This is a genomic window from Streptomyces sp. HUAS MS02, assembly GCF_055702265.1.
In genome coordinates, this window is the sequence record NZ_CM146747.1 from 6,734,340 (window position 1) to 6,759,360 (window position 25,021).

22 protein-coding genes and 3 tRNA genes are annotated in these 25,021 nt (G+C 68.9%); 10 read left to right on the forward strand and 15 right to left on the reverse strand.

Annotated elements, in window-relative coordinates; translation table 11 throughout:
- Window positions 1-106 precede the first annotated feature (106 nt).
- The 4 genes from ACZ9QC_RS28980 to ACZ9QC_RS28995 form a co-directional block, all read right to left on the reverse strand.
- On the reverse strand, window positions 107-2,041 hold the full coding sequence (locus ACZ9QC_RS28980; RefSeq protein WP_472915794.1) for an ABC transporter ATP-binding protein: 1,935 nt from the start codon (window positions 2,039-2,041) through the stop codon (window positions 107-109).
- Window positions 2,041-3,774, reverse strand: coding sequence for an ABC transporter ATP-binding protein (locus tag ACZ9QC_RS28985; RefSeq protein WP_472915795.1), 1,734 nt, complete (start codon window positions 3,772-3,774; stop codon window positions 2,041-2,043). Before ACZ9QC_RS28985 ends, ACZ9QC_RS28980 begins: the two co-directional genes overlap by 1 nt.
- A gap of 196 nt (window positions 3,775-3,970) precedes the next feature.
- Complete coding sequence (locus tag ACZ9QC_RS28990) at window positions 3,971-5,425, reverse strand: FGGY family carbohydrate kinase (RefSeq protein WP_316728556.1); 1,455 nt, start codon at window positions 5,423-5,425, stop codon at window positions 3,971-3,973.
- Window positions 5,426-5,494: 69 nt separating this feature from the next.
- The gene (locus ACZ9QC_RS28995) at window positions 5,495-5,800 is read right to left on the reverse strand and encodes a hypothetical protein (RefSeq protein WP_045557412.1); all 306 of its coding nucleotides are present in this window, start codon (window positions 5,798-5,800) and stop codon (window positions 5,495-5,497) included.
- Window positions 5,801-5,974: 174 nt separating this feature from the next.
- On the opposite strand from ACZ9QC_RS28995, the gene ACZ9QC_RS29000 reads away from it, so the two are divergent.
- From ACZ9QC_RS29000 to ACZ9QC_RS29010, 3 genes are all read left to right on the forward strand, one after another.
- Window positions 5,975-6,047, forward strand: a tRNA-Asn gene (locus tag ACZ9QC_RS29000).
- Window positions 6,048-6,053: 6 nt separating this feature from the next.
- Window positions 6,054-6,126: transfer RNA gene (locus ACZ9QC_RS29005), tRNA-Asn, on the forward strand.
- A 175-nt stretch (window positions 6,127-6,301) separates the two neighbouring features.
- A tRNA-Ile gene (locus ACZ9QC_RS29010) sits at window positions 6,302-6,378 on the forward strand.
- A 674-nt stretch (window positions 6,379-7,052) separates the two neighbouring features.
- Here the strand turns inward: ACZ9QC_RS29010 and ACZ9QC_RS29015 are convergent.
- Both ACZ9QC_RS29015 and ACZ9QC_RS29020 read right to left on the reverse strand, forming a co-directional pair.
- Entirely contained in the window at window positions 7,053-8,348 is a 1,296-nt protein-coding gene (locus ACZ9QC_RS29015) for a heparan-alpha-glucosaminide N-acetyltransferase domain-containing protein (RefSeq protein ID WP_472915796.1), read from the reverse strand.
- A gap of 314 nt (window positions 8,349-8,662) precedes the next feature.
- Entirely contained in the window at window positions 8,663-9,874 is a 1,212-nt protein-coding gene (locus tag ACZ9QC_RS29020; protein WP_472915797.1) for a DUF418 domain-containing protein, read from the reverse strand.
- Window positions 9,875-10,039: 165 nt separating this feature from the next.
- Between ACZ9QC_RS29020 and ACZ9QC_RS29025 the strand changes: the two genes are divergently transcribed.
- Together ACZ9QC_RS29025 and ACZ9QC_RS29030 are read left to right on the forward strand one after the other, a co-directional pair.
- On the forward strand, window positions 10,040-10,735 hold the full coding sequence (locus tag ACZ9QC_RS29025; RefSeq protein WP_472915798.1) for a response regulator: 696 nt from the start codon (window positions 10,040-10,042) through the stop codon (window positions 10,733-10,735).
- Window positions 10,732-11,844, forward strand: a complete 1,113-nt coding sequence (locus ACZ9QC_RS29030; RefSeq protein ID WP_472915799.1) for a sensor histidine kinase — start codon at window positions 10,732-10,734, stop codon at window positions 11,842-11,844. The genes ACZ9QC_RS29025 and ACZ9QC_RS29030 overlap by 4 nt, the downstream gene beginning before the upstream one ends.
- 196 nt (window positions 11,845-12,040) lie before the next feature.
- On the opposite strand, the gene ACZ9QC_RS29035 is transcribed toward ACZ9QC_RS29030, so the two are convergent.
- Both ACZ9QC_RS29035 and ACZ9QC_RS29040 read right to left on the reverse strand, forming a co-directional pair.
- A complete protein-coding gene (locus tag ACZ9QC_RS29035) occupies window positions 12,041-12,568 on the reverse strand; it encodes a hypothetical protein (RefSeq protein ID WP_472915800.1) in 528 nt (175 codons plus the stop codon).
- A 101-nt stretch (window positions 12,569-12,669) separates the two neighbouring features.
- Entirely contained in the window at window positions 12,670-14,475 is a 1,806-nt protein-coding gene (locus ACZ9QC_RS29040; protein WP_472915801.1) for an ABC transporter ATP-binding protein, read from the reverse strand.
- A gap of 315 nt (window positions 14,476-14,790) precedes the next feature.
- Between ACZ9QC_RS29040 and ACZ9QC_RS29045 the strand changes: the two genes are divergently transcribed.
- The 4 genes from ACZ9QC_RS29045 to ACZ9QC_RS29060 all read left to right on the forward strand — a co-directional run bounded on the left by ACZ9QC_RS29045 (window position 14,791) and on the right by ACZ9QC_RS29060 (window position 18,430).
- Window positions 14,791-16,053: a DUF418 domain-containing protein gene (locus ACZ9QC_RS29045; RefSeq protein WP_472915802.1), complete on the forward strand. Its 1,263-nt coding sequence runs from the start codon at window positions 14,791-14,793 to the stop codon at window positions 16,051-16,053.
- 531 nt (window positions 16,054-16,584) lie between these two features.
- Complete coding sequence (locus tag ACZ9QC_RS29050; RefSeq protein WP_472915803.1) at window positions 16,585-16,911, forward strand: site-specific integrase; 327 nt, start codon at window positions 16,585-16,587, stop codon at window positions 16,909-16,911.
- A 3-nt stretch (window positions 16,912-16,914) separates the two neighbouring features.
- Window positions 16,915-17,493 (forward strand): tyrosine-type recombinase/integrase, encoded by a 579-nt coding sequence (locus ACZ9QC_RS29055; protein WP_472915804.1) that lies wholly within the window; start codon window positions 16,915-16,917, stop codon window positions 17,491-17,493.
- An 88-nt stretch (window positions 17,494-17,581) separates the two neighbouring features.
- Entirely contained in the window at window positions 17,582-18,430 is an 849-nt protein-coding gene (locus tag ACZ9QC_RS29060; protein WP_472915805.1) for an NAD(P)-dependent oxidoreductase, read from the forward strand.
- On the opposite strand, the gene ACZ9QC_RS29065 is transcribed toward ACZ9QC_RS29060, so the two are convergent.
- The 7 genes from ACZ9QC_RS29065 to ACZ9QC_RS29095 all read right to left on the reverse strand — a co-directional run bounded on the left by ACZ9QC_RS29065 (window position 18,427) and on the right by ACZ9QC_RS29095 (window position 23,776).
- Complete coding sequence (locus ACZ9QC_RS29065) at window positions 18,427-18,945, reverse strand: DUF4760 domain-containing protein (RefSeq protein ID WP_472915806.1); 519 nt, start codon at window positions 18,943-18,945, stop codon at window positions 18,427-18,429. The two genes, ACZ9QC_RS29060 and ACZ9QC_RS29065, sit on opposite strands and share 4 nt — an antisense overlap.
- Before the next feature lie 9 nt (window positions 18,946-18,954).
- Window positions 18,955-19,767, reverse strand: a complete 813-nt coding sequence (locus tag ACZ9QC_RS29070; RefSeq protein WP_472915807.1) for an alpha/beta fold hydrolase — start codon at window positions 19,765-19,767, stop codon at window positions 18,955-18,957.
- 12 nt (window positions 19,768-19,779) lie between these two features.
- On the reverse strand, window positions 19,780-20,295 hold the full coding sequence (locus tag ACZ9QC_RS29075) for a DUF4760 domain-containing protein (RefSeq protein WP_472915808.1): 516 nt from the start codon (window positions 20,293-20,295) through the stop codon (window positions 19,780-19,782).
- Window positions 20,296-20,615: 320 nt separating this feature from the next.
- Window positions 20,616-21,029, reverse strand: coding sequence for a hypothetical protein (locus ACZ9QC_RS29080; protein WP_472915809.1), 414 nt, complete (start codon window positions 21,027-21,029; stop codon window positions 20,616-20,618).
- A 91-nt stretch (window positions 21,030-21,120) separates the two neighbouring features.
- Complete coding sequence (locus ACZ9QC_RS29085; protein WP_472915810.1) at window positions 21,121-21,258, reverse strand: hypothetical protein; 138 nt, start codon at window positions 21,256-21,258, stop codon at window positions 21,121-21,123.
- Window positions 21,259-21,306: 48 nt separating this feature from the next.
- Window positions 21,307-22,143: an oxidoreductase gene (locus ACZ9QC_RS29090; RefSeq protein WP_472915811.1), complete on the reverse strand. Its 837-nt coding sequence runs from the start codon at window positions 22,141-22,143 to the stop codon at window positions 21,307-21,309.
- 31 nt (window positions 22,144-22,174) lie between these two features.
- Window positions 22,175-23,776, reverse strand: a complete 1,602-nt coding sequence (locus ACZ9QC_RS29095) for an aldehyde dehydrogenase family protein (RefSeq protein WP_472915812.1) — start codon at window positions 23,774-23,776, stop codon at window positions 22,175-22,177.
- Window positions 23,777-23,904: 128 nt separating this feature from the next.
- Between ACZ9QC_RS29095 and ACZ9QC_RS29100 the strand changes: the two genes are divergently transcribed.
- Complete coding sequence (locus ACZ9QC_RS29100; protein WP_472915813.1) at window positions 23,905-24,588, forward strand: TetR/AcrR family transcriptional regulator; 684 nt, start codon at window positions 23,905-23,907, stop codon at window positions 24,586-24,588.
- Window positions 24,589-25,021 lie beyond the last annotated feature (433 nt).

A 25,021-nucleotide genomic window follows, 5' to 3' on the forward strand; every position in this document is an offset into this window, starting at 1 on the left:
CAGGGCCTGAATCTTCAGGGGCGCGGGGAACTGCGCGACCAGCCTCACCCACCCGCACCCGACAACGCACCCCCCTCGCCCCCCTCGCCCCCCTCTACCCATCCCCTCAGTCCACCTCGGCCACCGCCTCCGCGAACTGCGCCTTGTACAGCCGCGCATAAGCCCCGTCCGCCGCCAACAACTCCTCGTGCGCCCCCTGCTCCACGATGGAACCGTTCTCCATCACCAGAATCGTGTCCGCGTCCCGGATCGTCGACAGCCGATGCGCGATCACGAACGACGTCCGCCCGTGCGCCAGCTTCGCCATCGCCTTCTGGATCAACACCTCGGTCCGGGTGTCCACCGAGGACGTCGCCTCGTCCAGCACCAGGATCACCGGATCCGACAGGAACGCCCGAGCGATCGTGATGAGCTGCTTCTCACCCGCGCTCACCCCGGTCCCCTCGTCGTCGATCACGGTGTCGTACCCGTCCGGCAGCGTGCGGATGAACCGATCCGCGTGCGCCGCCCGAGCCGCCTCCTCGACCTCACCCCGCGTCACCTTCCGCGACGCGGACGCCCCGTAGGCGATGTTCTCCGCGATGGTTCCCCCGAACAGCCAGGTGTCCTGGAGCACCATCCCTATCCCGTCGCGCAGTTCGTCCCGCGACATGGACGCGACATCGACCCCGTCGAGCGTGATCCGCCCGCCGGTGACCTCGTAGAACCGCATCAGCAGGTTCACCAGCGTGGTCTTGCCCGCGCCCGTCGGCCCCACGATCGCCACCGTGTGCCCCGGCTCGACGACCAGCGACAGATCCTCGATCAGCGGCTTGTCGGCCTCGTACCGGAAGGACACCCCCTCCAGCGCCACCCGCCCCCGCAACTCCTCGGGCCGCACCCCGGGCACCGCGTCGGCCTCCTGCTCCTCCGCGTCGAGCAGTTCGAAGATCCGCTCGGCGGAGGCGACACCCGACTGCACGAGGTTGGCCATGGACGCCACCTGCGTCAGCGGCATCGAGAACTGCCGCGAGTACTGGATGAAGGCCTGCACGTCACCGATCGACAGCGCACCGGTCGCGACCCGCAGCCCGCCCACCACGGCGACGAGCACATAGTTGATGTTCGACACGAACAGCATCAGCGGCTGCATGATCCCGCTGTTGAACTGGGCCTTGAACCCGGCCTCGTACAGCCGCTCGTTCTCCTCGGCGAACTGCTGCGCCGACTCCTCCTGGCGCCCGAACACCTTCACCAGCGTGTGCCCGGTGTACATCTCCTCGATGTGGGCGTTGAGCCTGCCCGTCACCCGCCACTGGGCGACGAAGTGCGGCTGCGACCGCTTGCCGACCCGCGTGGCCACCAGGAACGACACCGGCACGGTCACCAGTGCGACCAGCGCCAGCAGCGGCGACACCCAGAACATCATCGCCAGCACGCCGATGATGGTGAGCAGCGAGTTGATCAGCTGCCCCATGGACTGCTGGAGCGTCTGCCCGATGTTGTCGATGTCGTTGGTCGCCCGGCTCAGCACCTCACCGCGCTGCCGCTTGTCGAAGTACGACAGCGGCAGCCGCGACAGCTTCGCCTGGAGCTCCTCGCGTATGTGGTAGACGGTCCGGTTGATCGCCCGGTTGGAGAGCCGCGTGGCCGCCGCCATCAGCAGCCCCGCGACCAGGAAGATGCCGAGGGCAACCAGAAGAACCGTGCCGACGCCCTCGAAATCGATGCCCTTGCCCGGCGTGAAGTCCGTGCCCGACAGCATGTCGGCGATCGCGCCGTCCCCGCGCTCCCGCATGGACGTAAGGACTTCGGCCTTGGTGGCGCCCGCAGGCATCTCCCGCCCGACGACACCCGCGAACACCAGGTCGGTCGCCTTGCCCAGGATCCACGGCCCCAGCACGGACAGCCCCACACTGATCACCGCGCACAGGACCATCGCGTACATCGTGAACCGCTCGGGCCTGAACTGCGCGAGCAGCCGCTTCCCGGACCCCTTGAAGTCCATGGAGTGCTGATCGGGGGCCCCGGCCCCCGCCATCCGTGCCAACGGCCCGGCCATCAGGCTGCCTCCGCTTCCGTGAGCTGGGAGAGGACGATCTCCCGGTAGGTCTCGTTCTCCGCCATCAGCTCGTGGTGGCGTCCGGTGCCGACGACGCGGCCCTCGTCGAGGACGACGATCCGGTCGGCGTCCCGGATGGTCGCCACCCGCTGGGCCACGATCACCACGGTCGCGTCGGCGGTCTCCCGCGCCAGCGCGGCCCGCAGCGCGGCGTCGGTCGCGTAGTCGAGCGCGGAGAAGGAGTCGTCGAACAGATAGATCTCCGGCCGCTGCACCAGCGTCCGCGCGATCGCGAGCCGCTGCCGCTGACCGCCGGACACGTTCGTCCCGCCCTGCGCGATGGGGGAGTCCAGCCCGTTCTCCAGCCGCTCGACGAACTCCTTGGCCTGCGCCACCTCCAGCGCGTGCCACAACTCCTCGTCGGTGGCGTCCGGCTTGCCGTACCGCAGATTCGTCGCCACGGTCCCGGAGAACAGATACGGCTTCTGCGGCACCAGACTCACCGTCCTGGCCAGCAGCTTCGGGTCGAGCGCCCGCACGTCGACGCCGTCCACCAGGACCTCGCCCTCGGTGACGTCGAATAGCCGGGGCACCAGCCCGAGCAGCGTCGACTTCCCGCTGCCGGTGGACCCGATGACCGCCGTCGTCTCACCCGGCCGGGCCACGACCTCGATCGACCTGAGCACCGGCTCCTCGGCACCCGGATAGCGGAACCCCGCACCCCGGACCTCCAGGAACCCGTGACGCCGCAGCTCCCGTACGGGCTCGACCGGCGGCACCACGCTCGTGTCGGTCTCCAGCACCTCCTGGATGCGCTCGGCGCACACCTCGGCGCGCGGCATCATCATGAACATGAAGGTGGCCATCATCACAGCCATGACGATCTGCATCAGATAGGCGAGGAAGGCCGTGAGCGCACCGATCTCCATGCCACCGCTGTCGATCCGAAGGGCTCCGAACCACACCACCGCGATCGACGAGAAGTTGATGACCGTCATCACGATCGGGAACATCAGCGCGAGCATCCGCCCGGTGCCCATCGACACGTCCGTCAGCTCGACGTTCGCCTTCCGGAACCGCTCCTTCTCGTAGTCGTCCCGCACGAAGGCCCGGATCACCCGGTTGCCGGTGATCTGCTCCCGCAGCACCCGGTTCACGGTGTCCAACCGCTCCTGCATGGTGCGGAACAGGGGGCGCAGCCGGCGCACGATCAGGCTGACGGAGATCCCGAGCACCGGTACGACCGCCAGGAGCACCCCCGACAGCGGCACGTCCAGCCCGAGCGCCAGCACGATGCCGCCGACACACATGATCGGCGCCGACACCACCAGCGTGAACGTCATGAGCACCAGCATCTGCACCTGCTGGACGTCGTTCGTCGTCCGCGTGATCAGCGACGGGGCCCCGAAGTGACCGACCTCACGCGCCGAGAACGACTGCACCCGGTCGAACACGGCGGCCCGGATGTCCCGGCCGACCGCCGACGCGGTGCGGGCGCCGTAGTACACGGCCCCGATGTTGCAGACGACCTGAACCAGCGAGATACCGACCATCAGCGCGCCGAAGGACAGGATGTAACCCGTGTCCCCCTTCACCACGCCCTCGTCGATGATGTCCGCGTTCAACGTGGGCAGATAGAGCGTGGCGCACGTCTGCACGAACTGCAGCAGCACCAGCAGGGTGATCGGTGTCCGGTAGGGACGGAGATGACTTCTCAGCAATCGTATGAGCACGCGAGATCTCTCGGAGTCGAGGACGGGGTTCGGAACGCACCACCCCCCATCGTCGAACACTCCACCCGCGTTACCTCAACCGAATTAACCCGACGGTGAAGGTCCCATGGCCGAATCTCGCAGTTGACGCGCGCCGCGGGTCCTCAACCGGCAGGCACCCCATCGGGAACCGGCAGACACCCCATCAGCCGCCCCATCAGGCACGGAACGCCCCGGGGTGGGTCTGCTCCCGAACCGCCACGTACTGCTGCCGAACCGCCTGCCCCACCGCCAGCTCGTCACCCGGCTCCAGCACCTGCGCCGCCGCCCCCGGCCACATCGGAGGCGTACGCGGATCGAGCGCCCCCTGCGAGACCCCGAGCGCCCACGCGGCCTGCCGCGCCGCGCCCACCGCCGCGTAGTCCGCCGGCTGCGGCACCACCACCGGCACCCCGAAGAGCGCCGGCGCCGCCGCCTGCACGGCCGGCAACTCCGCCGCCGCACCCAGCAGGAAGATCCGCCGTACGTCCACGCCCCGGCCCCGCAGCACGTCCAGCGCGTCCGCGAGCCCGCACAGCATGCCCTCGAAGGCGGCCCGCGCGAAGTGCTCCGGCTTCATCGACTCCCGCCGCAGCCCGGCCAGCGTCCCCGCCGTGTGCGGCAGGTTCGGCGTCCGCTCGCCCTCCAGATAGGGCAGCATGACCAGCCCGTGCGACCCGGGGGTGGACTTCATCGCCAGGTCGGACAGCGCCTCCAGATCGGCCACGCCCAGCAGTTCGGTGGCCCCGCGCAGGGTCCGTACGGCGTTGAGCGTGGTGACGACCGGCAGATGCATCCCGGTCGCGTCGGCCAGCGAGGTGATCATCCCGGAGGAGTCGACGAGCGCCTGGGTGTGTACGGCCATGACGGACCCGGAGGCCCCCAGGGACACCACCGCGTCACCGAGGCCGATACCGAGCCCGAACGCGGCGGCCATGGTCTCGCCGGTGCCGGCGGAGATGAGGAGCCCCTCCGGCGTCGTACCGGCGGCGTCCGAGGGGCCCAGCACCTCGGGAAGCATCACCTGATGTCCGAGCGCCATCTCCACGAGGTCCGTGCGGTACTGCCCGGTCGCCGCGTTCCAGTAGCCGGTCCCGGACGCCCCGCCCCGGTCCGTGGTCCTCCTGACCGGCCGCCCGAGCAACTGCCAGACCAGCCAGTCGTGCGCCTGGAGCAGTACGGCCGTCCGCATCGCGGCGTCCGGTTCCGTACGGCTCATCCAGCGCAGCTTGGTCACCGGCTGCGCGGCCCCCGGCACACAGCCGACGGCCTCCGCCCACGCCCCTCGCCCGCCGAGCGCGTCGACGAGGTCGGCCGCCGCGACCTGGGTCCGCTTGTCGCCGCCGACCATCGCCGGACGCACGGTGTTGCCCTGTGCGTCCAGCGCGATCAGCCCGTTCTGCTGGGAGGAGACCCCGATCGCCTGCACGCCCTCCAGCAGCCCACCGCCGGCCGCCTCTCCCAGGGACAGCAGCCAGGCCTGCGGATCGACGTCGGCGGGGCGCCCCCCGCTCTCCGCCGGCTCCAACGGGTGCGGGGCATACCCCTGCCTGAGCACGGCCCCTGTGTCCGAGTCACAGACGACAATGCGCGTAAAATCGGGCGAACTGTCCAGCCCGGCGACTATCCCCATGGCGGAAATTCTGCCGCACGGGAAGGGGTGGGAGCGCCGCGCGTTGCTCCGGTCGGCGCGATGTGGTCCCTAGGTATTGCTGGTGCCCCAGTCGTCTCCGGCCGAGCCGTTGGCGTTGCGCTCCCGCAGTGAGCGAACCCGCTCGGCGACCAGATCGGGCATGCGGTCGCCGACCTTCTCGCTGACCACGTGGTACGCCTTGCCCGCGTAGACCCGCCCCTGCTGGGCGGCCGACTCGGCGGTGTTCCGTACGGCGGGGTTCTGTGCGACCTGCCGGGCGGACTTCTTCAACTGTTCGTAGCGTTCGCGACCGGCCTTCGTGCCGAGCACGTACCCCAGGGCCAGTCCGGCAAAGAACGTGAGCCGATAGCGCATGGCGACCACCCTTCCCTTACGTCTGCGTCGGTCCCTTGCGTGCCCTGCGCGGGCGACGGGCGCGGGGGATACCGATTGGCGGAGCACCCCCCTGCTTGCGCTAATGTATGTGTCGCAGCGAGCGCACGCCCCCTGGCGAATACCCAGGGAGGTACGTTCGATGCAGCGAAGCGATCCTCCGTAGCTCAATTGGCAGAGCAGCCGGCTGTTAACCGGCAGGTTACTGGTTCGAGTCCAGTCGGGGGAGCTTCGATCTTCCGTAGCTCAATTGGCAGAGCAGCCGGCTGTTAACCGGCAGGTTACTGGTTCGAGTCCAGTCGGGAGAGCAGTGAGGAAGGACCCCTTGAGGGTCCTTTTTCATGTTCGGGGGAACCGTGTGCGCCGCGCCGAGGTCTTCAAGGTCAAGAAGCGCATGCGAAGGCCGACCATCCGAAGCAGGAGATCGTATGAGCGGCTATGCTGCGGCAGACGGCGCGCACACATGTACGCGACACGCCGTACGGGGCGGTAGCTCAGCCGGTTAGAGCAGCGGACTCATAATCCGTCGGCCGTGGGTTCGAGTCCCACCCGCCCCACCAGTGCAGGGCTTTGACCTGCGGAAACGTTCATTTTCGGGTGTCGGAGCGTCAACTTTGCCTGAACGGACTCAATCCGCTGCTCGTGGGTTCGGCTCCGTTGCGGTCGGTGTTAGTCCGCATCGCTCTCACCTGCGTAGATGTCGTGTTCCGGTGATGAGGCAGGTCTCCGCGGGTGGCGTGTACGAGGCCTGGGCGCCGGATTCTGGACGCTGGCTGGACGCGAGGATTCAGAAGTGCTGCCAGGGACCTTCGAGTAGGCGGCTCTGCTGGGTCGGCCGCTGGGTACGGAGGCCGCCCGAATGGGGTGCGGTCCGAGCTGGGACGCGAAAACGGCCCGTACTGGAAACGGCCCGGAAAGGACCGGCAGACATGGCGGGACGGGCCGGACTGGGCGGGTCGCGCCCCACTACAGCCGCACCGGTGCTCCTGCTCATCCTGTCCATCGAGAGGCATCGATGGCCACTGCTCAGGCGTGACGTGATCCGGTGTGCAGGCGCGGGTGGGCTTGGTTTTACCGACGGGACCTGGCACCAGAACCGGCAGGGCTCGGCGGCGGCCGCACACCCCTCAACAGAGGTATGCCCGCCCGCCGCCGAGCCCTGCCCTTTCAGGGGTGTGATCTTGAGCAGCAGTCACTTCCGGTGTACGGACTTTCCGGGGTGCCCGCCCGAGGCTCAGCGGACGCGGTTCGCCAGTTTGGTGGTGGTGTTGAGGAGGTACTCCAGCGGTCCGCGGTGGAAGAAGCGGGACCAGATCGCCGCGAACAGGGTGGCTCCGACGACGAAGCAGAGCAGCAGCTCGAAGGAGGCGGACTGCGGTGGGGTCACCGCTTCGCCGGGCAGGGCGAGGATCACCAGGATGTGGCTCACGTAGAGGGTCAGGGACATGGTTCCGACGGCGATGACTGGCGCTGCCAGCCGGCGCAGCACCGGCAGCCGGTCCACGGCCACCGTCAGGCAAAGGATCACGGTGATCGCGACACCCAGGCAGCCGACGAGGTCGAACGTGGAACCGCTGTGCGGCTCGGCCGCCAGCAGCCCCCAGCCGTCGGGGCCCCACAGCCCACTGCCGACCGGCAGGTCGAAGGATCCCTCTGCCATGCCGGGATCCTGCATGGCACCGCGGTCCTTGAGGACGTCGAACTCCTTCATGCCAGGCATCCCGGCCGCCATCTCCTTGGCGCCGCCGGTCAGCCGGAGCGCCAACCACGAGACGCCGTATCCGAACGCGATCAGCGCGGGCCCGACCACGGCCAGCCGCCGCCGCACGGCGCCCGAGGACAGATCAAGCCGGCCCAGCGCCATGCCGGTGACCACGAACGTCATCCAGGTGATCGCCGGGTAGAAGCCGGTGAGCAGGAAGTCGAGCACACCCACGCCGGAGAGGCGCGCGATCGGGTCGTACGAGTCGATGGTGTTCACGATCGACTCGCTGAGCAGCGCCCGCAGGCAGTACGCCACCTGCGGCGCGATGAGCGCGAGCGCGACCGCGATGAGCGCGAGCGTCCTGGCCCGCAGCCGCAGCAGGGGCAGGGACAGCAGGAAGTACACCGCGTAGAAGTTGAGGATCGTGGCGCCGCCGAAGTCGGTCATCGCCAGCGCGGTGCCCACCACGAGCAGGATCACGGCCCGGATCACGATCCTGGCCCTCGCCTGCCGGCCGGCCAGTCCGGTCTTCGGCTCCAGGCGGCCGGCGATCAGCACCAACGAGAACCCGGCGAGGGTGGCGAACAGCGCCGAGGCCCGGCCGCTCGCCAGCCAGACGAACCAGGTGCCCGCGCCGTCGCCGGAGGTGGGGAAGGGATTGAAGGGGCCGACGTGCACGGCGAACATTCCGAACACGGCCACGGCACGGGCGAGGTCCACTCCGACCAACCGTGCGGTCGACGAAGGGCGTTTCGTCGCTGTGGCGGACTCGGGTGCGGGTAAGGGCTGGGTAGGCGCCTTCTTGGCGCTTTCGATCTCGGTCACCGGGACAACCTTGCCGAGGCGGGGGCGGTCGACCATCCGCCGGGCTTCAGGAGGTCCCCCGCCGGTCGGCCGACCGGTCCCCTCCGATCGGCGGGGGCCCGGTCTCGGTCGTACAGGCACGCCTGTGGTGGTCAAGCTGGTCGCCGCGATGCCGCGGGTCGGCAGGCTCACCACGAGTCGGCAGTTCTTCCGCTCCGCCTGAAGGCCGAGCGGCGTCACTTCTCATCGATATTGATCACGCAGGCGGGCGGCGGGGTGACGTCCGAACTCGCGTCGGAACGGCATCCGCGGGAAGCGACACACCCCGATGTGTCTTATCGGATGTGTCGGGCCAGTCCGGTCGCCCTGCCCATCAGCCATTCGAGCGGCCCTCGCTTTACGAAGCGGGACCAGAGGGTGGCGAGGACGGTGACGGACGCGATGAGGCCGAGCAGGATGTGCAGCGGCGGGACGGCCGATGTCTCGGTGTCCAGGAGCCAGATGGCGACGATGTGGTAGACGTACGCCGTCAGTGACATCGAGCCGACCGCGATGACGGGCTTGGCCAGGCGGCGCAGCCGGGGAAAGGCGTCCATGGCGGCCAGGCACGCGGTGATCACCAGGATCGCCACACCCGTGGCGGCCATGATGGACAGGGTCGCCTCGCTGTGCGGGGCTGAGGCCAGCATCCCGGCGGGGGTGTCGCCGAAGATGCCGATGCTGTCGGGCGACACGGACGACACGGACGACATGCCCGGCCCCTCTTCGGCTTTCCGGACGGCTTCGGCGGCACCGGGTACGAGACGCACCGCGAGCCAGGAGCCGCCGTAGCCGGTGACGGCGAGGGCGACGCCGGTGAGGGCGAGGCGCATCCGGACAGCCTTGGCAGCCAGGTCGCAGCGGGCGACAGCCATACCGGCGATCACGAACGGGACCCAGGTCAGGGCCGGATAACCGCCGGTGAAGAACAGTGAGACGGGGCCGTCGGCCTGGCCGTAGGAGAGGAATACGCGGCCGCCGACCACCGGCTTCAGCGCGTACAGCAGCTGCGGACCTACCAGGGCCCATCCTGCGGCGATCAACGCCAGTGGCTTGGCGCCCAGCCGGTACAGCGGCAGCACGAGCAGGAAGAACAGTCCGTAGAAAGCGAGGATCGGCACGACCGGGGTGCCCGTCAGGGTCAGGGCGGTGCCAAGGGCCATCAGGATCACGGCCCGGATGATCACCTTGGCGACGGCCTGCCGGCCGGCCAGACCGGTCTTCGGTGTGCGGCGGCCGGTGATGAGGGCGACCGCGAAGCCGGCCAGGACGGCGAACAGGGCGGATGAGCGGCCTTGCGCCAGTTCCATCAGGTAGCCGATGACCCCGCCCTGGCTGGGGGCGGGGCCTACGTGGACCGCGTACATGCCGAAGACGGCCAGGCCGCGGGCCAGGTCCAGCCCTATCAGCCGGCCCACGCCGGGCGCGCCGGTCGAGGGCTCGCTGCGCTCGCGTTCGGGGGACGGCGCGTCGGCCGTAAGCGGCGGGGAGTCTGGGTGATGGGTCATGACCCTCAGGCTGGAGACCCGGGCCGATCATGGACTATCCGGCAGAAGGCTGCCGTGTCCCTGCCGAGTGGTGGGTGCTACCCCGCCGTGTGGCTGGAGCTGCCGCTCGCCGGGCCGCAAGAGCTCTACGTGGCTTTAGGGTCGAGTCGACATGGGCCGGACGGCATGAACGAAGGTGAGGCGGAGCGCGTGATCCGGGTAGTGGTGGTCGACGACGAGGCACTGGTCCGCTCGGGCTTCGAACTCATTCTGGGCGCGTCCGAGGACATCGATGTCGTCGCGACCGCGAGCGGCGGCCACGCGGTGGAGGCCGTCCGGCGGGAGCGGCCGGACGTGGTGCTGCTGGACATCCGGATGCCGGACGTCGACGGGCTCACCGTCCTGCGCGAGCTGCGGACGATGCCGGATCCGCCGGTGGTGGCGATGCTGACCACGTTCGACGCCGACGAGTACATCCTGACCGCGCTGAACTCCGGCGCGGCTGGCTTCCTGCTCAAGGACACGGAGCCGGAGCAGCTTGCCCACCTGGTGCGGACCCTGGTCGCGGGCGGTGTGGTGCTGTCGCCCAAGGCGTCGCGGACGCTGGTGCACAGCCACCCCGGCACCGAGGCGGCCGTCGACGAGGAGGCCGCTCGGGTCCGGCTGCTCACCGCGCGGGAGCGCGACGTCCTCGTCCTGGTGGCGGAGGGGCTGTCGAACGCCGATATCGGGGCGCGCATCCACCTGGGGGCGGGCACGGTGAAGGACCACGTCAGCGCGATCCTCACGAAGCTGCGGGTGACGAGCCGGGTGCAGGCCGCGCTGCTGGCGCAGCGGGCCGGGCTGCTCGACGAGCGCCCGCGGTCGGAGGCCGGCCGATGAGCCGTGCACGTGCCGTGTGGCAGCGGGTTCCCGCGCCGGTCGTCGACATCGTCCTGGTGGCGGTGGCGGCCGTGGATGTGCTGGTGGTGGACATGTGGGAGCAGACGCCTCCCGAGGTCACGCTGGCCGCGGTCGGCTGCGCCGCGTTGGCGTTCCGGCGCAGGTTCCCGCTCGGCGTCTTCCTGCTCACCCTGCCCATCGCGCTGATGCAGGATGTCGCCGTCGCTGTGCTCGCGGCGCTGTTCACGCTGGCCGAACGCTCCCGCAACCGCCGTCTCCTTGCGGTGTGCGTCGTCCTGGCCGCCGTCGCGAGCAGTACTCCGTGGCCCCTGGCCGAGGCGGACCGGACCATGACGCTGGTCTTCTTCGTGTACGGCCTGGCAACCAGCGTCGCCCCGGTCCTCTTCGGCCAGCTTCTCCAGGCACGACGGGACCTGGCGCGGCGGCTGGCTGAGGTCGAGGAGGCCAGGGAGCACGAGCGGACCCTGCACGCCCAGGCCGTGCTCGCCCGTGAACGCGCCCAGCTGGCCCGCGAGATGCACGACGTGGTCTCCCACCAGGTCAGCCTGATCGCCGTACGGGCCGGGGCGTTGCAGGTCGCCGCGCGGGACGCGGACGCCAAGGAGGCCGCCCGCACGATCCGTTCGCTGAGCGTCACCACCCTCGACGAGCTGCGCACCATGGTCACGCTGCTGCGCGCCTCCGGCGGCAAAACCACCGAGCTGACGCCGCAGCCCACCTTGGCCGACCTGCGCAAACTGGTCGAATCCAGCGGCACTCACACGGAGCTGACGGGTGAGCTGCCGCCCACCGTGGGCACACCCGCCCAACGCGCCCTTTACCGCACGGTTCAGGAGGCGCTGACCAACGTCCGCAAGCACGCCCCCGGCGCCAACGCTCGCGTCGAGCTGTGGCAGGACGGGGACGGTATCGGAGTGACCGTCACCAACACCCCTCCCACGCGCCCCTCCCTCTCCTTGCCCGGTTCGCAGCAGGGCTTGGTTGGCCTGCGGGAACGGGCCGAGATCCTGCACGGCACCCTGGACGCGGGCCCGACTGCTCAGGGCGGCTACCGGGTGCGGCTGAGGGTTCCCCTGAGCGCGGACTGACATGCTGTTCTGTCGGCTTGGCTTGCGGCTTGCGGCTTGCGGTTCACACGTGAGCCTCAAGCGGCAGCGCACGCCGACGCCCCTGGACCGTGCTCCGCCGGCTTGCCTTTTGTCCAGCTCCCCGTCCTGACCGTGTCCGGTGCCGCGTCAGCCCGGTGAGGATGCCGGAACCAGGCTGACAGCCCTGATCGCCGCCTCACTTCAGCAGGGTGCTGACCAAGGCGACGGCCACTCCCAAGAGCGCGTCAGTACCGCCGATCCTGACGGCTCGTCCCCACGTACGGCCTGCGGCCCGGGAGGCGAGCAGGCCCCAGCCCAGGAGCAGGACGGTGTTGATTCCGAAGGCGACGTACTCGATGCCTGTGGAGTGCCACCAGCCAAGGCCCGCCCCCCACAGCAGCAGTGTGGTGGGCAACGCCGCCACTACCAGCGGCCATTCGGCGAGGACTGCGCGCACCACTCCCCGTATGCCGGGATGGCCCTGAGCATCGCGGTGAGCGATCTGGTGGGCGTATCCATGAGCCAGGGCCGAGGCAAGGGCGGTGAACAGGACCCACACGGCGTCGTACATGCGCGCCGCCCGAGTCACCTCGCCGAACTGCGTGAGCGCGGCAACGGCCGAACTCGACACCAGGAGCCCGTACACGCCGCCGAACAGCGCAGTCGGCTGGGCCAGCCAGTCCCATGGCCCACGTCTGCAACGGATGGCGGACTCGGTGCGCATAGGCGGCCTTTCGCGGTCTTGGTTTCCGTGGGTGTCGGTGCGTGGGGTTGTCCGGCCGGGACTGGGACAGTGGACGACCGGACAACCTTGCGTGTGGTGGGTCATCGCGCGGGGGCCAGGAGCTGGGTGGCCGCCAGCCGCGCGTACAGCCGGTCCTGGTCCACCAGTTCCTCATGGGTGCCCACGGCCCGGACCCGGCCGGCGTCCATGACGACGATCCGGTCGGCGCTTGTCACCGTCGACAGGCGGTGGGCCACCACCAGCACAGTGGTCTCCCGGGCCACGTCCGCGATGACGTCCCGCAGCGCGAGCTCGTTGACGGCGTCGAGTTGCGAGGTCGCCTCGTCCAACAGCAGCAGGCGGGGCTCGCGCAGTACGGCGCGGGCGATGGCGATGCGCTGCCGCTCGCCGCCCGACAGCTTCGAGCCGCGGTGGCCGACCGGGGTGTCCAGGCCGTGGGGCAGACGCTCGACGAGGGTGTCGAGCTTCGTGCGGGCCAGGACGTCGCGGAGGGCGTCGTCCGTCGCATCGGGCGCGGCAAAGACGAGGTTCTCGCGGAGCGTGCCGGCCAGCACCGGGGCGTCCTGCTCGACGTATCCGATGGCGGAGCGCAGTTGGGACAGCGGCCAGTGCCGTACGTCCTTGCCGTCGACCAGGACCCGGCCACCGGTGGCCTCGTGGAACCGCTCGATGAGCGCGAAGATCGTCGACTTGCCCGCACCCGAGGGGCCCACGAAGGCCGTCATCCCGGCACCCGGTACCTCGAAACGCACCCGCTGATGGACGTACGGCAGGCCCGGAAGGTAGCGGAAGGACACGTCCTCGAAACGGACCGACGCCGGACCCGGCGCGGCTGTCCCCTGCCGGGGCAGGGCGTCCGTCCGCCGAGCGGGCGATTCAGTCGAGAGGCGTTCCACGGCCGCGATGCGGGAGATCGCGGCTGCCCCCTCCTGATAGGAGGTCACGGCGTCGACCAGTTTGGACACCGGCTCGATCAGATAGAAGAGGTACAGCAGGAAGGCGATGAGAGTGGACACGGGGATCTCCCCGGACGCCACCCGCGCCCCGCCGACCCCGAGCACCGCGAGAAAGGCCAGCTGTACGGCGAGTTCGTCGGCCGAGCCGGCCACGGCCTCCCACTTCGCGCTCTTCACACCGTGCCGCCATGCCCGCCGGGCCGCCGCCACCACCCGAGCGGTCTCCCGCTCCTCGGCACCGGACGCCTTCACCGTGCGAAACGCCCCGAGAGACCGCTCCAACCCGACGGAGATCTCCCCGACCGCCTCCTGCGACCGCTCGGTGGCCCGCGCGATCTGTGGCATCACCAGCGCGGCGGCCCCACCGATCAACACGATCACGCCGAGCGTCACACCCAGCAGCACGACGTCCAGGAACGCCATCACCACGACCGCCGCGACGAAGGCCACCGCGCCGGTGGCCGCGGAGACGACCGCCTGGGTGCTGACCGCCCGCAGCAGAGTGGTGTCCGAGGTGACCCTCGACATCAGATCGCCCGGCGGGATCCGCTCCCACTCCGCGATCCGCAACCGCAACAGCCGCCCTACAAGGGTGCGTCGCGCGGCCAGGACCACCGACTCCGCCGTCCGCTCCAGCACGTACGCGCCGAACGCCTCGACCGCCGTGCCCAGCACCACCAGCACGGTGAGCGCGATCAGGATCCCGGCGATGGTCTCGCCGGAGGCCAGCCGGTCCACCAGCGCCTTCGTGGCCAGCGGCTGCAGCAGCCCCCCAGCGGCCCCGACCAGGGCGCACAACAGGCCGAGGGCGACCGCCCACCGGTGCGGCCGCACATACGCGCCCAGTGCCTTGATCGTCTCCCGGGCGGACAGGGACGGCTCATCCGTCGGGGACGGCTCATCCGTCGTCGGAGCGGATGCGGTGTTCACGAAGTTCCTTTCTGCTGCGGTGTCGCGGCGTCACGACCCGGTGCGCGGGCCGAAGTGCCGGGGCAGTCCTCGCGCTCCGTGTGTCGGCGCGGTCTGTCATGCCTCCAGCCTTCAAGCCCGGCCGCCACTGGCCCATCCGGCAACCGTCGGGTCCACCCCCGCCGAGTGGCCGAACAACACCGCCCGACCGGTCACCGAACCGACCGGTCAGAACGAGACTCCGCCAGTCGGCAGGGCCGTAACCGCCGGTCGGCGGGGAAGAGCCCGAAGACTGCCGGATGGTCCGCCCCCGGACGCCCACACGAGATTCTTCGTATGACACAGACACAGCCGCCGCAGGAGACGTCAGCTCCGCAGGAGAAATCGCCTCCGCCGCCCCAGACCTCCCCCGCGTCCCCGGCCTCGCCCGGTCCCTCGACGGGACGCCTCGTCGGGGTGGACCTGGCCCGCGCGCTGGCGGTGTTCGGCATGTACGTCGTGCACATCGGCCCCCCGCTGTCCGCCACGACCGGCGTCGGCAGCTGGATCCGGTACATGTCGGACGGCCACTCGTCGGTCCTGTTCGCCACCCTCGCCGGTTTCTCCCTGATGCTGCTCGCCGGCCGCCGCGAGCCCAAGACCGGCCTGGCGGGCCGGCAGGCGAGGGCCCGCATCGCGATCCGCGCCGTGATCCTGCTGGCGCTGGGCACCGTGATGGCGATGGAGTACGGGGGCGTGATCATCCTCGGCTTCTACGGGGTCTACTTCCTCCTCGCCCTGCCCCTGGTGCGACTGAGCGCCAGGACCCTCGCGATCATCGCGGCCGCGTTCGCCCTCGTCACACCGCAGCTGGCGTTCGTCCTCAGCTCGCTGCTGACCCCGTCGGTCCAGGAGAGCATCAACGCCTACGACCCGCTCCGCCGCCTCAGCGAGGTGGGAGTGCTCGACCTGCTGCTCACCGGCTTCTACCCGGCGCTCACCTGGATGTCGTTCGTCATCGCGGGCATGGCGCTGGGCCGCCTCGACCTGTCCTCCACCACCGTTCAGAAGCGCCTGGCCGCGCTCGGCGCCTCCCTCACCGCGGCCGCGTACGGCATGTCCCTGCTGCTCGCCGGCAAGGGTGCGTTGCGGAGCCTCGCGGAAGACGGGCCGTCGTCCGGCGGCTCCGGTTCGATGCCCACCGGCAGCGGGTCGATGCCCGCTGATGCAGGGTCGTTCCCCGACATGTCCGCGTCGTTTCTCCTGAAGGCCGGGCCGCACAGCGGAACCACGTTCGACATCATCGGCAGCATCGGAATCGCGATCCTCGTGATCGTGGGCGCGACGGTGGCGATGGACCGCCTGCCGCGACTGCGCCGCCTGGCCAAGCCGGTCATCGCCGTGGGCACCATGTCCCTGACCGCCTACGTCGGCCACTTCCTCGCACAGACAGCGTTCTCCACGCCCTCCGGAACCGGCACCCAGCAGTCCTGGCTGCCCCTGATCCTTTACGTCCTCGCAGCCATCCTGTTCGCCGCGATCTGGTCCCGTTTCTTCCGCCGCGGCCCCCTGGAGTACCTGCTCAACGCCGCCACCAAGCCTGCGAAGCACATCCGATGAGACCCGGGCCGGGGTGTGAACCTCCACGCTCCACCCCGGCCGGGCCGCTCATGGATCCAGCATCTGCCGCTGCTGCCCCGACGCCCATCCGGACAGGTAGTGCTGGAGCAGCCCCTGAACAACCCGCACTAGAAGGTTTCGAGACCCTCTCATCGGCTGGGGAGAGGATCCTTGAACCGGGTGTGCGCGTCCGTCCAGGGCGCGTTCTGGACGCAGGTTGGGCACAAGGATCGGAAAAGACTGACAAGAGCCGAGAAGGACTGAGGCGCCAAACCGCGTCTGACCTGGGAAAACGGTCAAGATGAGCATGGATCGACAAGGGTCGCCAAGATCCTCGAAGGACTCATGATCCGTCGGCCGTGGGTTCGAGTCCCACCCGCCCCACCACTCGCTACGCGAGAAGAACCGTTCTGACCAGCCGAAACGACAGAGCCCCCGGTTTCACCGGGGCTCTTTTTGTGCCGTGGAGCGCTCTGCTCGCTCGCTGCCCGCTCGAAACGTCAGCGGGCCACTTTCGGCCCACCGAAGCAGATGCCCAGGAACTCGAACCGGCAGTTCAACCCCGCCGAGTGGATCGAGCTGGAGTCGGGCAAGAGGCCGAAGGTGAAGCTGTGGACGCCGCAGCACGTCGCCCACTGGGAGCGGACGGGGGAGAAGCCGTCGCCGGTCATGGTGTGGACGCCCGACCAGCTCGGCGTGTTCCTCGACGCGGCCGAAGAGTCGCGGCTGTACTCGTTCTTCCACCTAGTGGCGTTCCGTGGCCTGCGGCGCGGGGAGGGCGTCGGGATCGAGTGGACGAACATCGACCTCGACGGCGGGCTGATCACCCCGTCGCGAGAGCTGGTCGTCGACAACTGAGAGGTGTCCGAGGACGACCTGAAGACGGAGGAGTCGTCGTCGACGAATGCCCTCGACTCCCTGAACGTCGTGGTTCTGCGCGAGCGAAGGAAGCAGCAGCTCGCCGAGCGGGACGAGTGGAACCGGCATGCGGCCGAGGAGCGCGGGAAAGGCAAGGACACCGCGAACTGGGTGGACACCGGCAAGGTGTGGATCGAGCCCGACGGCACATGCATGCACCCGGAGAAGGTCAGCGACGAGTTCCGGCGCCTGCGTGAGCGGGCCGGGCTGCCGCCGATCAATCTGAGGGACCTTAGGCACCTGGCGGCCACGCTCACGCACGCCGGTGGCGGCGATATCTTCGCGGTGAAGAAGGTGCTGAGGCACACCACGATCCAGCTCACCGGCGACATCTACACGGAGTTGCTGGAGGAGGTCGACCGGGAGATCGCGGAGAAGGCGGCGGGCCTTGTGCCGCGCGCCCGACGGTCCCTGGAGAGGGAAACTTCTGCGACGCTGGCCGATGGCGATGAGGAGGAAGGCGAGCCCGACGGAGGGGAGGGGGAAGGACGAGTAGGCTCCGCCTGTTCTGATGAACGCTAACTCCTGTCCTTGGGAAAAGCGTTGATCTTCCGCTCACCGTTGAACTCCATCGTCGCCCGTCCGCCCTGACTGCCGCAAGGACTCGTTCATGACAACAGTGACGCTCTTGCACCCAGGCGCCATGGGTGCCAAGGTCGGCGCCCAGGCATGCCGTGCCGGGGCTCGGGTTCTCTACGTCCCATTTGATCGTAGTTCTGCCAGCATCGAGAGGGGCCGGGAAGCTGGCCTGGAAGCGGCCGAGTCATTGGGGGCTGCCTTGGCCGTTAGTGACTTGGTCCTGTCAATCTGCCCACCGCATGCGGCCGAGGACGTCGCCCTCGAGGTCCTCGCCCATTCCTTTCGTGGCACCTACGTGGAGGCGAACGCCATCAGTCCTGACAGGGCGCTCCGCATCGCCACTGCCTGCCTCGAACACGACATCGTCATGATCGACGGCTCGATCATCGGAGCTCCCCCAGGAACAGACACGCCCCCACGGCTTTACCTGAGCGGTGACCCGAAGGGTGTCGGTCAGGTCACCACGATGTTCAAAGGCACCGATGTGCTCGCCAGGCCTCTGGAAGCCCCGGTCGGTGCCGCGTCGGCGCTGAAGATGGCCTTCGCCTCCTTCCAGAAGTCTGCCCGCGCGCTCGCGGCTGTCTCACACGCGCTGGCCACCAGTCACGGAGTAGGTGACGAACTGGCCCTGGAGGCCGAGTCGATCACCTCCAAGATTCTCGCCGAGGTGGACTACTTGCCCAGCCTCGCGGCCCGCGCTTGGCGTTGGGCGCCCGAGATGGAGGAAATTGCCGCGACACTGCGCTCTGCCGGCCTTCCACCCGCACTGGCTGAGGCCAGTGCGACGGTCATGCGTCAGTGGGAGTCGGACAAGGATCGTTTCGACCTACCCCTCGAAGACGTCCTGGCTCATCTACACACACCAGACGGTGAAGGTTAACGGCGGCGTTGCCAGTCGGACAGCATGCTCTGCATGTCTCCTGGCGGGCAGGCGTGCAGCCGAGCGGCGAAGATCTCCAGAATGTTGAGTATGGCACTGCTGGGCAGGCCCTGGAGCTCACGCTCCTTGTGCACGAACGGCTCCAGCGCAGCCCAGGTCTCGATGTAACGACGGCGAAGCAGGGCGCTGATGAACCGCTCGTCGATGATGTCGAGGTACGCCAGGATCGCGTAGAGCTGGAGGAAGTATCCGACATCGTAGATCTTCCTCTGCGCGTCCTCGTCCAGCCCCGAGATCCCGTGATCACTCGACAGATTCGGCAACTCAGTACGGATGAATGAGTAGTTACGATGGAACTCCAGCGATCGGAATTCCGTGAGCAGTTCTATCAGTGGGTCAACGTGGTTTCCGTGCCGCTGTGCCCTGAACTGGTTCTTGGCGATCCAGGAGGAAATGGTGACCGCCGAGATCGACACGGCCACCGCTCCGATGTTGATCAGCGTCGAAGTATCCACGGTGCAACCTCAGTCGTCATCGGCAGTCAGTTTAGCGAAAAAATCGTAAAGCGCTTTATTCACAGCGCCTGGTTGCTGGAGATGAGGCCAGTGCCCAGGGCACCACGGTCTCAGGTCCATGGTTGAGATCAACGGGTTCAGTGACTGAAGTTGCGCCAGGTTCGTTTCCCTCTTGCTGCGAATGTAGAGGAACGGCACCTGGCACTGCCGCAGGAGCGGTTCGGGCTCGAAAAGCAGAATTTCGTGCCAGAGTGGCCGCACGATGTGTTCAGGTGCCCGTTCCAATACATCGAATACCGCTGTGCGCTGATGGAATGCAGCACCATCGCATTCCCCCCATGCCGCAGTCATCGAGGCCATGAAGTGACTCCGCCAGTCCCCGGCGTCGGATTCCTCGGCGCGTGCCCTGTTTGCCCGCCGATCAGTGTCACTGAGCACAAGGTTGGTGTCGAGCGCCACGACTCCCCGCACGAGGTCGGGATGCTCGACAGCGGTGCGCAGCGCGATGAGCCCGCCAGCACTGTGACCGACCATCACGCCGCCCAGGTGGGTTCGTCCACGCAGCTCGGCACTGACCGCAGCGGACATCGTTGCGAGGGATTCGCAAGTATGCGACTCCGGCGATTCCCCATGTCCCGGAAGGTCCAGGCTGAGGAGCCGTAGGCGAGGATGGAGCCCTTCCATCTGCCGGATGAACTGTCCACGCTCGCACCCCAACCCGTGCAGGAACACCACAACGGGGTCGGCGGCGCGCGCGCTGGCCGCACCGACGCGTTCCGTGGCCGCGAGTCTCAGCGGTGCGTCGGCCATCGGGTCGATCACTGGCAGCTCCCCTCAGTCTTCCGGCGAGAACCCACGGGAGCTGCGCAATCCGATGGACGCGAGTATGGAATTAAGGGGTTTGCTACGGGCTCGGAGATAGAGATTCTCGAAAAATGGACAGACCGGCGCATTCCGTGCCGTCCGCTCCGCGCGGATATATGGCTCCAGCGTTTCCCACACTTGGTTTATGCGGAAGTGGAATATTCCCAAAGCGATACGCGAGTCGACCATGCCTAGCGCGTACATGATGGCCAGATATTCGTAGGTGAAAGCAACGTTTCGAGTCATGGAGCGAGCCGGTTCGGGGAGGGCATCCATTCCGCCATCCGGTGGATGCTCCCGGGCGAGTTGCGTAAGGACGTACATTTGATCGCTCTGAAATTCTTTGTCACGAATATTGCGCATGGCGACCTCGAGCACCATCGTCATGTCGCTCTCCGACCTGGCGTGCCGCGCCTGCCGCACCGTGGCGAAGCCTGACAGGGCTAGAGCAAACATCGAGATGGCCAGGGAAGCGGCGTTATACATGGTCCCCCCGACTCCTCAGCCTTATAGGTCGGCCTTCACCGTTGAGATCGACAGCAGTACCGGGCCGACGGCACGCCAGTGGCAGCAGTGTGGGCTCGGTGTGGGCCTGCCAACAAGAGGGCCTGAAAAGGGAGTTAGCTGCAGTGACACAGGAGATTCTTTTGGAGGCTTCGCCCCTTGGTGACTCACGACCTGACCGCCGCCCGCACTCACCGGATCATCCGCATCTGAACCGCTCCGGAGCCCCCACCGATCCCGGAGCGGTTCAGTTCAGCTCTGCCGCTCATGCGGCCATGCCATCGTCGTCCATCGGCGGGACCTCACCGAACGAGCCACTGATGCTGAGGGCCCAGGCGTCGTTCTCCTGGGCGAGGGCGAAACCACCCCGCGCGTACTTTCGGGGTAGCGGCGATGGCGGTGCCGTATCGGCCGTCGAACTGGTCCGGCACGCGTCGGTAACGGCGCTGCTCTTCGACCTCCAGGCAGCCGAGCCGACCGAGCCAGTGGCGGGTGCGTGGGCCGCGCCCGGAGGCATCGACCACCATGTCCGCGTCGTCGATGGTGTTCTCCTCGACGGCGGCGATCGCCCGCACGCCGATGACCCTTGTGCCGTCCGGCGTCGTCACCAGTTCGGTGACGGCGGCCTCAGGACGTATGTCCACGTTCGGCAGCGCGGCGATCCGGCGCCGGATCGCCCTCTCGAGTAGCGGTCGCCCGGCTCCCAGCACGGTCATGCCGGAAGACCCCGTGGCCGGCGGCCTCCCGTCCACCCACCAGTGCATCTCCTCCTGCACGTCGAAGGCCGGCGCACCCAAGTCGATCAGCTCAGCCGTCAGCCCCCATCTCCTGCATGCCGTGCGTCAGCAGCCCGAGTACGACGACCTCTTCGCAGGTCCCGTGCAGCGCCTGCGCGGCGAGCAGCCCCGCGAGCGAGGCCCCGGTCACCACCGAGCGCCCGCCCATGTCCCGGTGTTCCCAAGTGAATTGCCTTCCTTCTGCTTTCAGCCGATGTCAGGCGAGCAGGCTCGCGGTGCGTGTGATGAACGCGTCGAAGGCCCGGTCCGGCAGCATCCTGCGCACGAGGAGAATGGGCCGGGCGCCGAAGCCGGCGGTGTACCGGGTGCGGGGGCGGCGGGCCGTGGCGGCTCGGGTCACGGCACGGGCCACGACGTCGGGGGACGAGGTCCTGGGCGCATCCGGCCGAGACGCGTTGTCCAGGGACAAGGCCATGGCCTCGGCCTGGTCGCTGTAGGGCCCATCGCCCGACGTGGCACGGACCTTGCGGGCCGCGATGCCACCCCACTCGGTGCGGATCACACCGGGCTCGATGACGACGACGTCGATCCCGAAGCGCCGCAACTCCAGGCGCAGGGCGTCACTGAGCCCCTCGACCGCGAACTTGCTGGCGTGGTACCAGGCGCCCAAGGGCGTGGCGATCCGGCCGCCCATGGAACTGATGTTGACGATGGTGCCGCTGCGCTGGGCCCGCATGGCCGGCAACACGGCCCGGGTGAGGTGGGCGAGGCCGAAGAGGTTGACCTCGATCTGGGAGCGGGCCTCGGACATCGGGACGTCTTCCAGCGCGCCGTACGAGCCGTATCCGGCGTTGTTCACCAGGACGTCGATCCGGCCGTGCGCCGTGATGATGTCCGCGACGGCTTTCTCGGCCGAGGACTCGTCGGTGACGTCGAGGGCGACGGGGTGCATGCCCGCGGCGGCCAGCGAAGCCATCCGGTCGACGCGGCGGGCGGCGGCGTAGACGACGAAGCCGGCGTCGTGGAGGTGGCGGGCGGTGCTCTCGCCGATGCCCGAGGAGGCACCGGTGACCAGGGCGATCTTGTTGCTCATGGGAAGCCTTTCTCGGCGGACGGTGGGGATGTCAGGAACCGGCGCGACGGAAACCCGCGCGCGTCGCGGCGAAGGCGAGGGCGAACAGCCGTGGCCAGGTGGGGCGTACGGCGTACCGGGCGAAGCGCGTCGACAGGTCGAGCCAGCCCCGCTTGCTCGTCATGATCAAGTGGCCCGGCGAGGTGAAGCCGCTGACCACGATCGATTTCTCGGCGTTCTCGTAGCCCAGGAGGTTGCCGAAGTTGCCGCGGCCGGAGACGAACTCGCGGCCTTCCTCGTTCCCGCCCCAGATGAGGTAGGGGTTCGTCCACACCACCGGTGGCATCGTGTTGACGCCGATGGCGCCGTAGCGGAGGTCCGTGACCGCGCGGTCCACGGTGGCCGCGTGGGCCTTCTTGGTGTCCTCGTCGATGAGGATCGTCGCGGCCAGGGTGCCGAGGAGCTTGTCGTTGGCGAACTCCGTCGCGGCGGGCAGGAAGGTCCCGGCGTCGGGCGCGACGTCGAGCGCGACCTCGGTCATGACCTGGCAGAACGCCTCGTTCTCCAGGGCGAAGCCCTCGGTGCCGACGTCCTCGATCACCATGACCCGCGAAGCGGGGCGGCCGTCCACGGGCTGCACGATCCGCCCGCCCGGATAGGCGTCGCGGAAGGCCGTGAAGGTCTTGTCGACCCCGGGGTAGCTGGTGCTGGAGCCGGGTGTGAGGTTCCGTAGGGCGACGGTGATCGCGTCCAGGAGCTGCCGCCGCTGGGGCCAGTGCCGGCTCGTCACCAGGGTCTGCGTGCGGCCGCAGATCGAGCCGCCGCTGATGGTGACGATGGTGGCGATCTGGAGCGCCTGGTGGCGGATCTCCCGCTCGGTCCACGGACGGTCGCCGGGAACGATGATGCACGGGTTGTTGCCGCCGCACTCGGAGACCAGCTCGGTGTCGGTGGCCTCCATGATCGCCTTGGCGGAGCCGGTGCCGCCGGTGAAGTAGATCTTGGAGAGGCGGGGGTCCTGGGTCAGCTCCCGCCCTTCGTCGGCAGGGCAGAAGGCGACGGCGTGAACGTCGACGAGCGGCTGCAGGACCTTCTCCCACACCCGGTCGGCGTCCTCGTTGAGGGGATGAGGCTTGTGGACGACCACAAAGCCGTCGACGAAGAGGGCCCGGATCATCTCGAACGACGAGGCGACGTTCCCTGCCCCGAGCACGGCCACGATGCCGCCGGGCTTGGCGTAGGGGTCCACCCTGCGCGGCTCGCCGACGACGCGCAATACGTCGGTCCGGTCGCTGTTGAGCAGGCGGTCCTTCCCGCGCGGGGAGACCCGGACGTCGAAGCGGCCGTCCCCGGCAGGGGTGACCGCGAGCGGCTGGAGCGGGCGGCCGCGGACCAGGCCCTCGTACAGGTCGATGGCGGCCGCGACGTTCACGGGCACCGGCACCAGGACACGCTGCACGCCCGTGCCGACCTGGTGGGCGTCGGCCGGGTTCGCGGGGTCGATGCCCTTCGCACGGCAGTCCGCCGCCACCAGCTCGTCGAAGTACCGCTCGATGTTCGCCTGGACCAGGCGAAGCAGCCTGAGTCGCTCCGCCGCCGGCGTGGCCCGCCAGCGGGCCGGGTCGACCCAGTCGACAGCCTCCGTGGCCTTCATGGCGTGTCCCTTCGCTCGGTCGTCGATGGCGCGACCCGCTCGCTCCTCATTAGCGGACCGGCGGTACATTGAAGTTAATGTACCGCCGGTCCGCAGTCAATGGACCGGCGGTCGGTTATCCTCGGGGGGTGGCAACCTTCCATCGCGCACGGAGCGAGGAGCAGCGCGCCGAACGGCGGCAGAGCATCCTGCGGACCGCGGCCGGCATGCTCGACGAGATGCCGGTCGTGGCGGTGAGTTTCAACGAACTCAGCCGCCGGGTCGGGCTGTCGAAGTCCGCCATGTCGCTCTACTTCGAGTCACGCGAGGCGGTGCTGCTGGGCCTGCTCACCGAGGCGGCCGCTCGCTACCGGACCGAGACCGCCGAGACGTTCCCCGAGTGGGTCGACCCGTCCGCACCGGCTCCGGTGAGGGCACGCCAGGTCGCGGCGCGGCTGGCTGCCACGTTCGCCGCTCACCCGATGCTGTGCGAACTGCTGAGCGTGCAACACGCGATCCTGGAGCGCAACATCTCCGTCGACGTCGCGACCAGCTACAAGAGGTCCTCGCGTGACGCCATCCGCTGGCTCGGGGGGCAGCTCCGCGACCTGCTTCCCGAACTCGACGACGAACGGGCGCTCCGCGCCGCGCACATGGTCATCATCCTCGTCGGCGCCCTGTGGACCCGCAGCCGTCCCGCCCCCTCGCTGCTCGCCGCCTTCCAGGCCGACGAGAGTCTGGCGTTCATGCACCCAGCCTTCACCGAGGCTTTCGAGGCCGCTATCGCCACCTTCCTTCAGGGGCTCATCGCGGAGACCGCCGACACGGCCTGACGGCCGCTTGGCCGCCTGGCCGAGTGCCGCGGTCCTAGCGGCGCTGGACACCGCCGGGCGCAAGGCGCGTAGAGCCGCCGAGCGGCAGCGGATCACCATCTCGACCGCCAGGACCGCTCTCGTCACCGGCGCCTCTTCCGGTACGCCCAGCAGGTCGACGCCGTAGCCTCCTCGCTGCGCTCCGAGGCCGACACCAAGCGCAACTCCCCGCCCCAGGCCATCGCGACGCGATCGCCGAGGCCGTCGCCGCCCGCCGCCCCAAGACCCGATACGCCACCGGCTTCGGTGCCCGCCCACTCATCGCCCTGCGCCACGTCGTGTCCGACCGCGTCTTCGACACCGTCATCTCCCGCGCAGTCGGCCTGCCCACCTGATCCTCGCCGGGCCTACTCCGGCAACAGCCCTGTACCACCGGTGGTCTGGGCGCGGCACG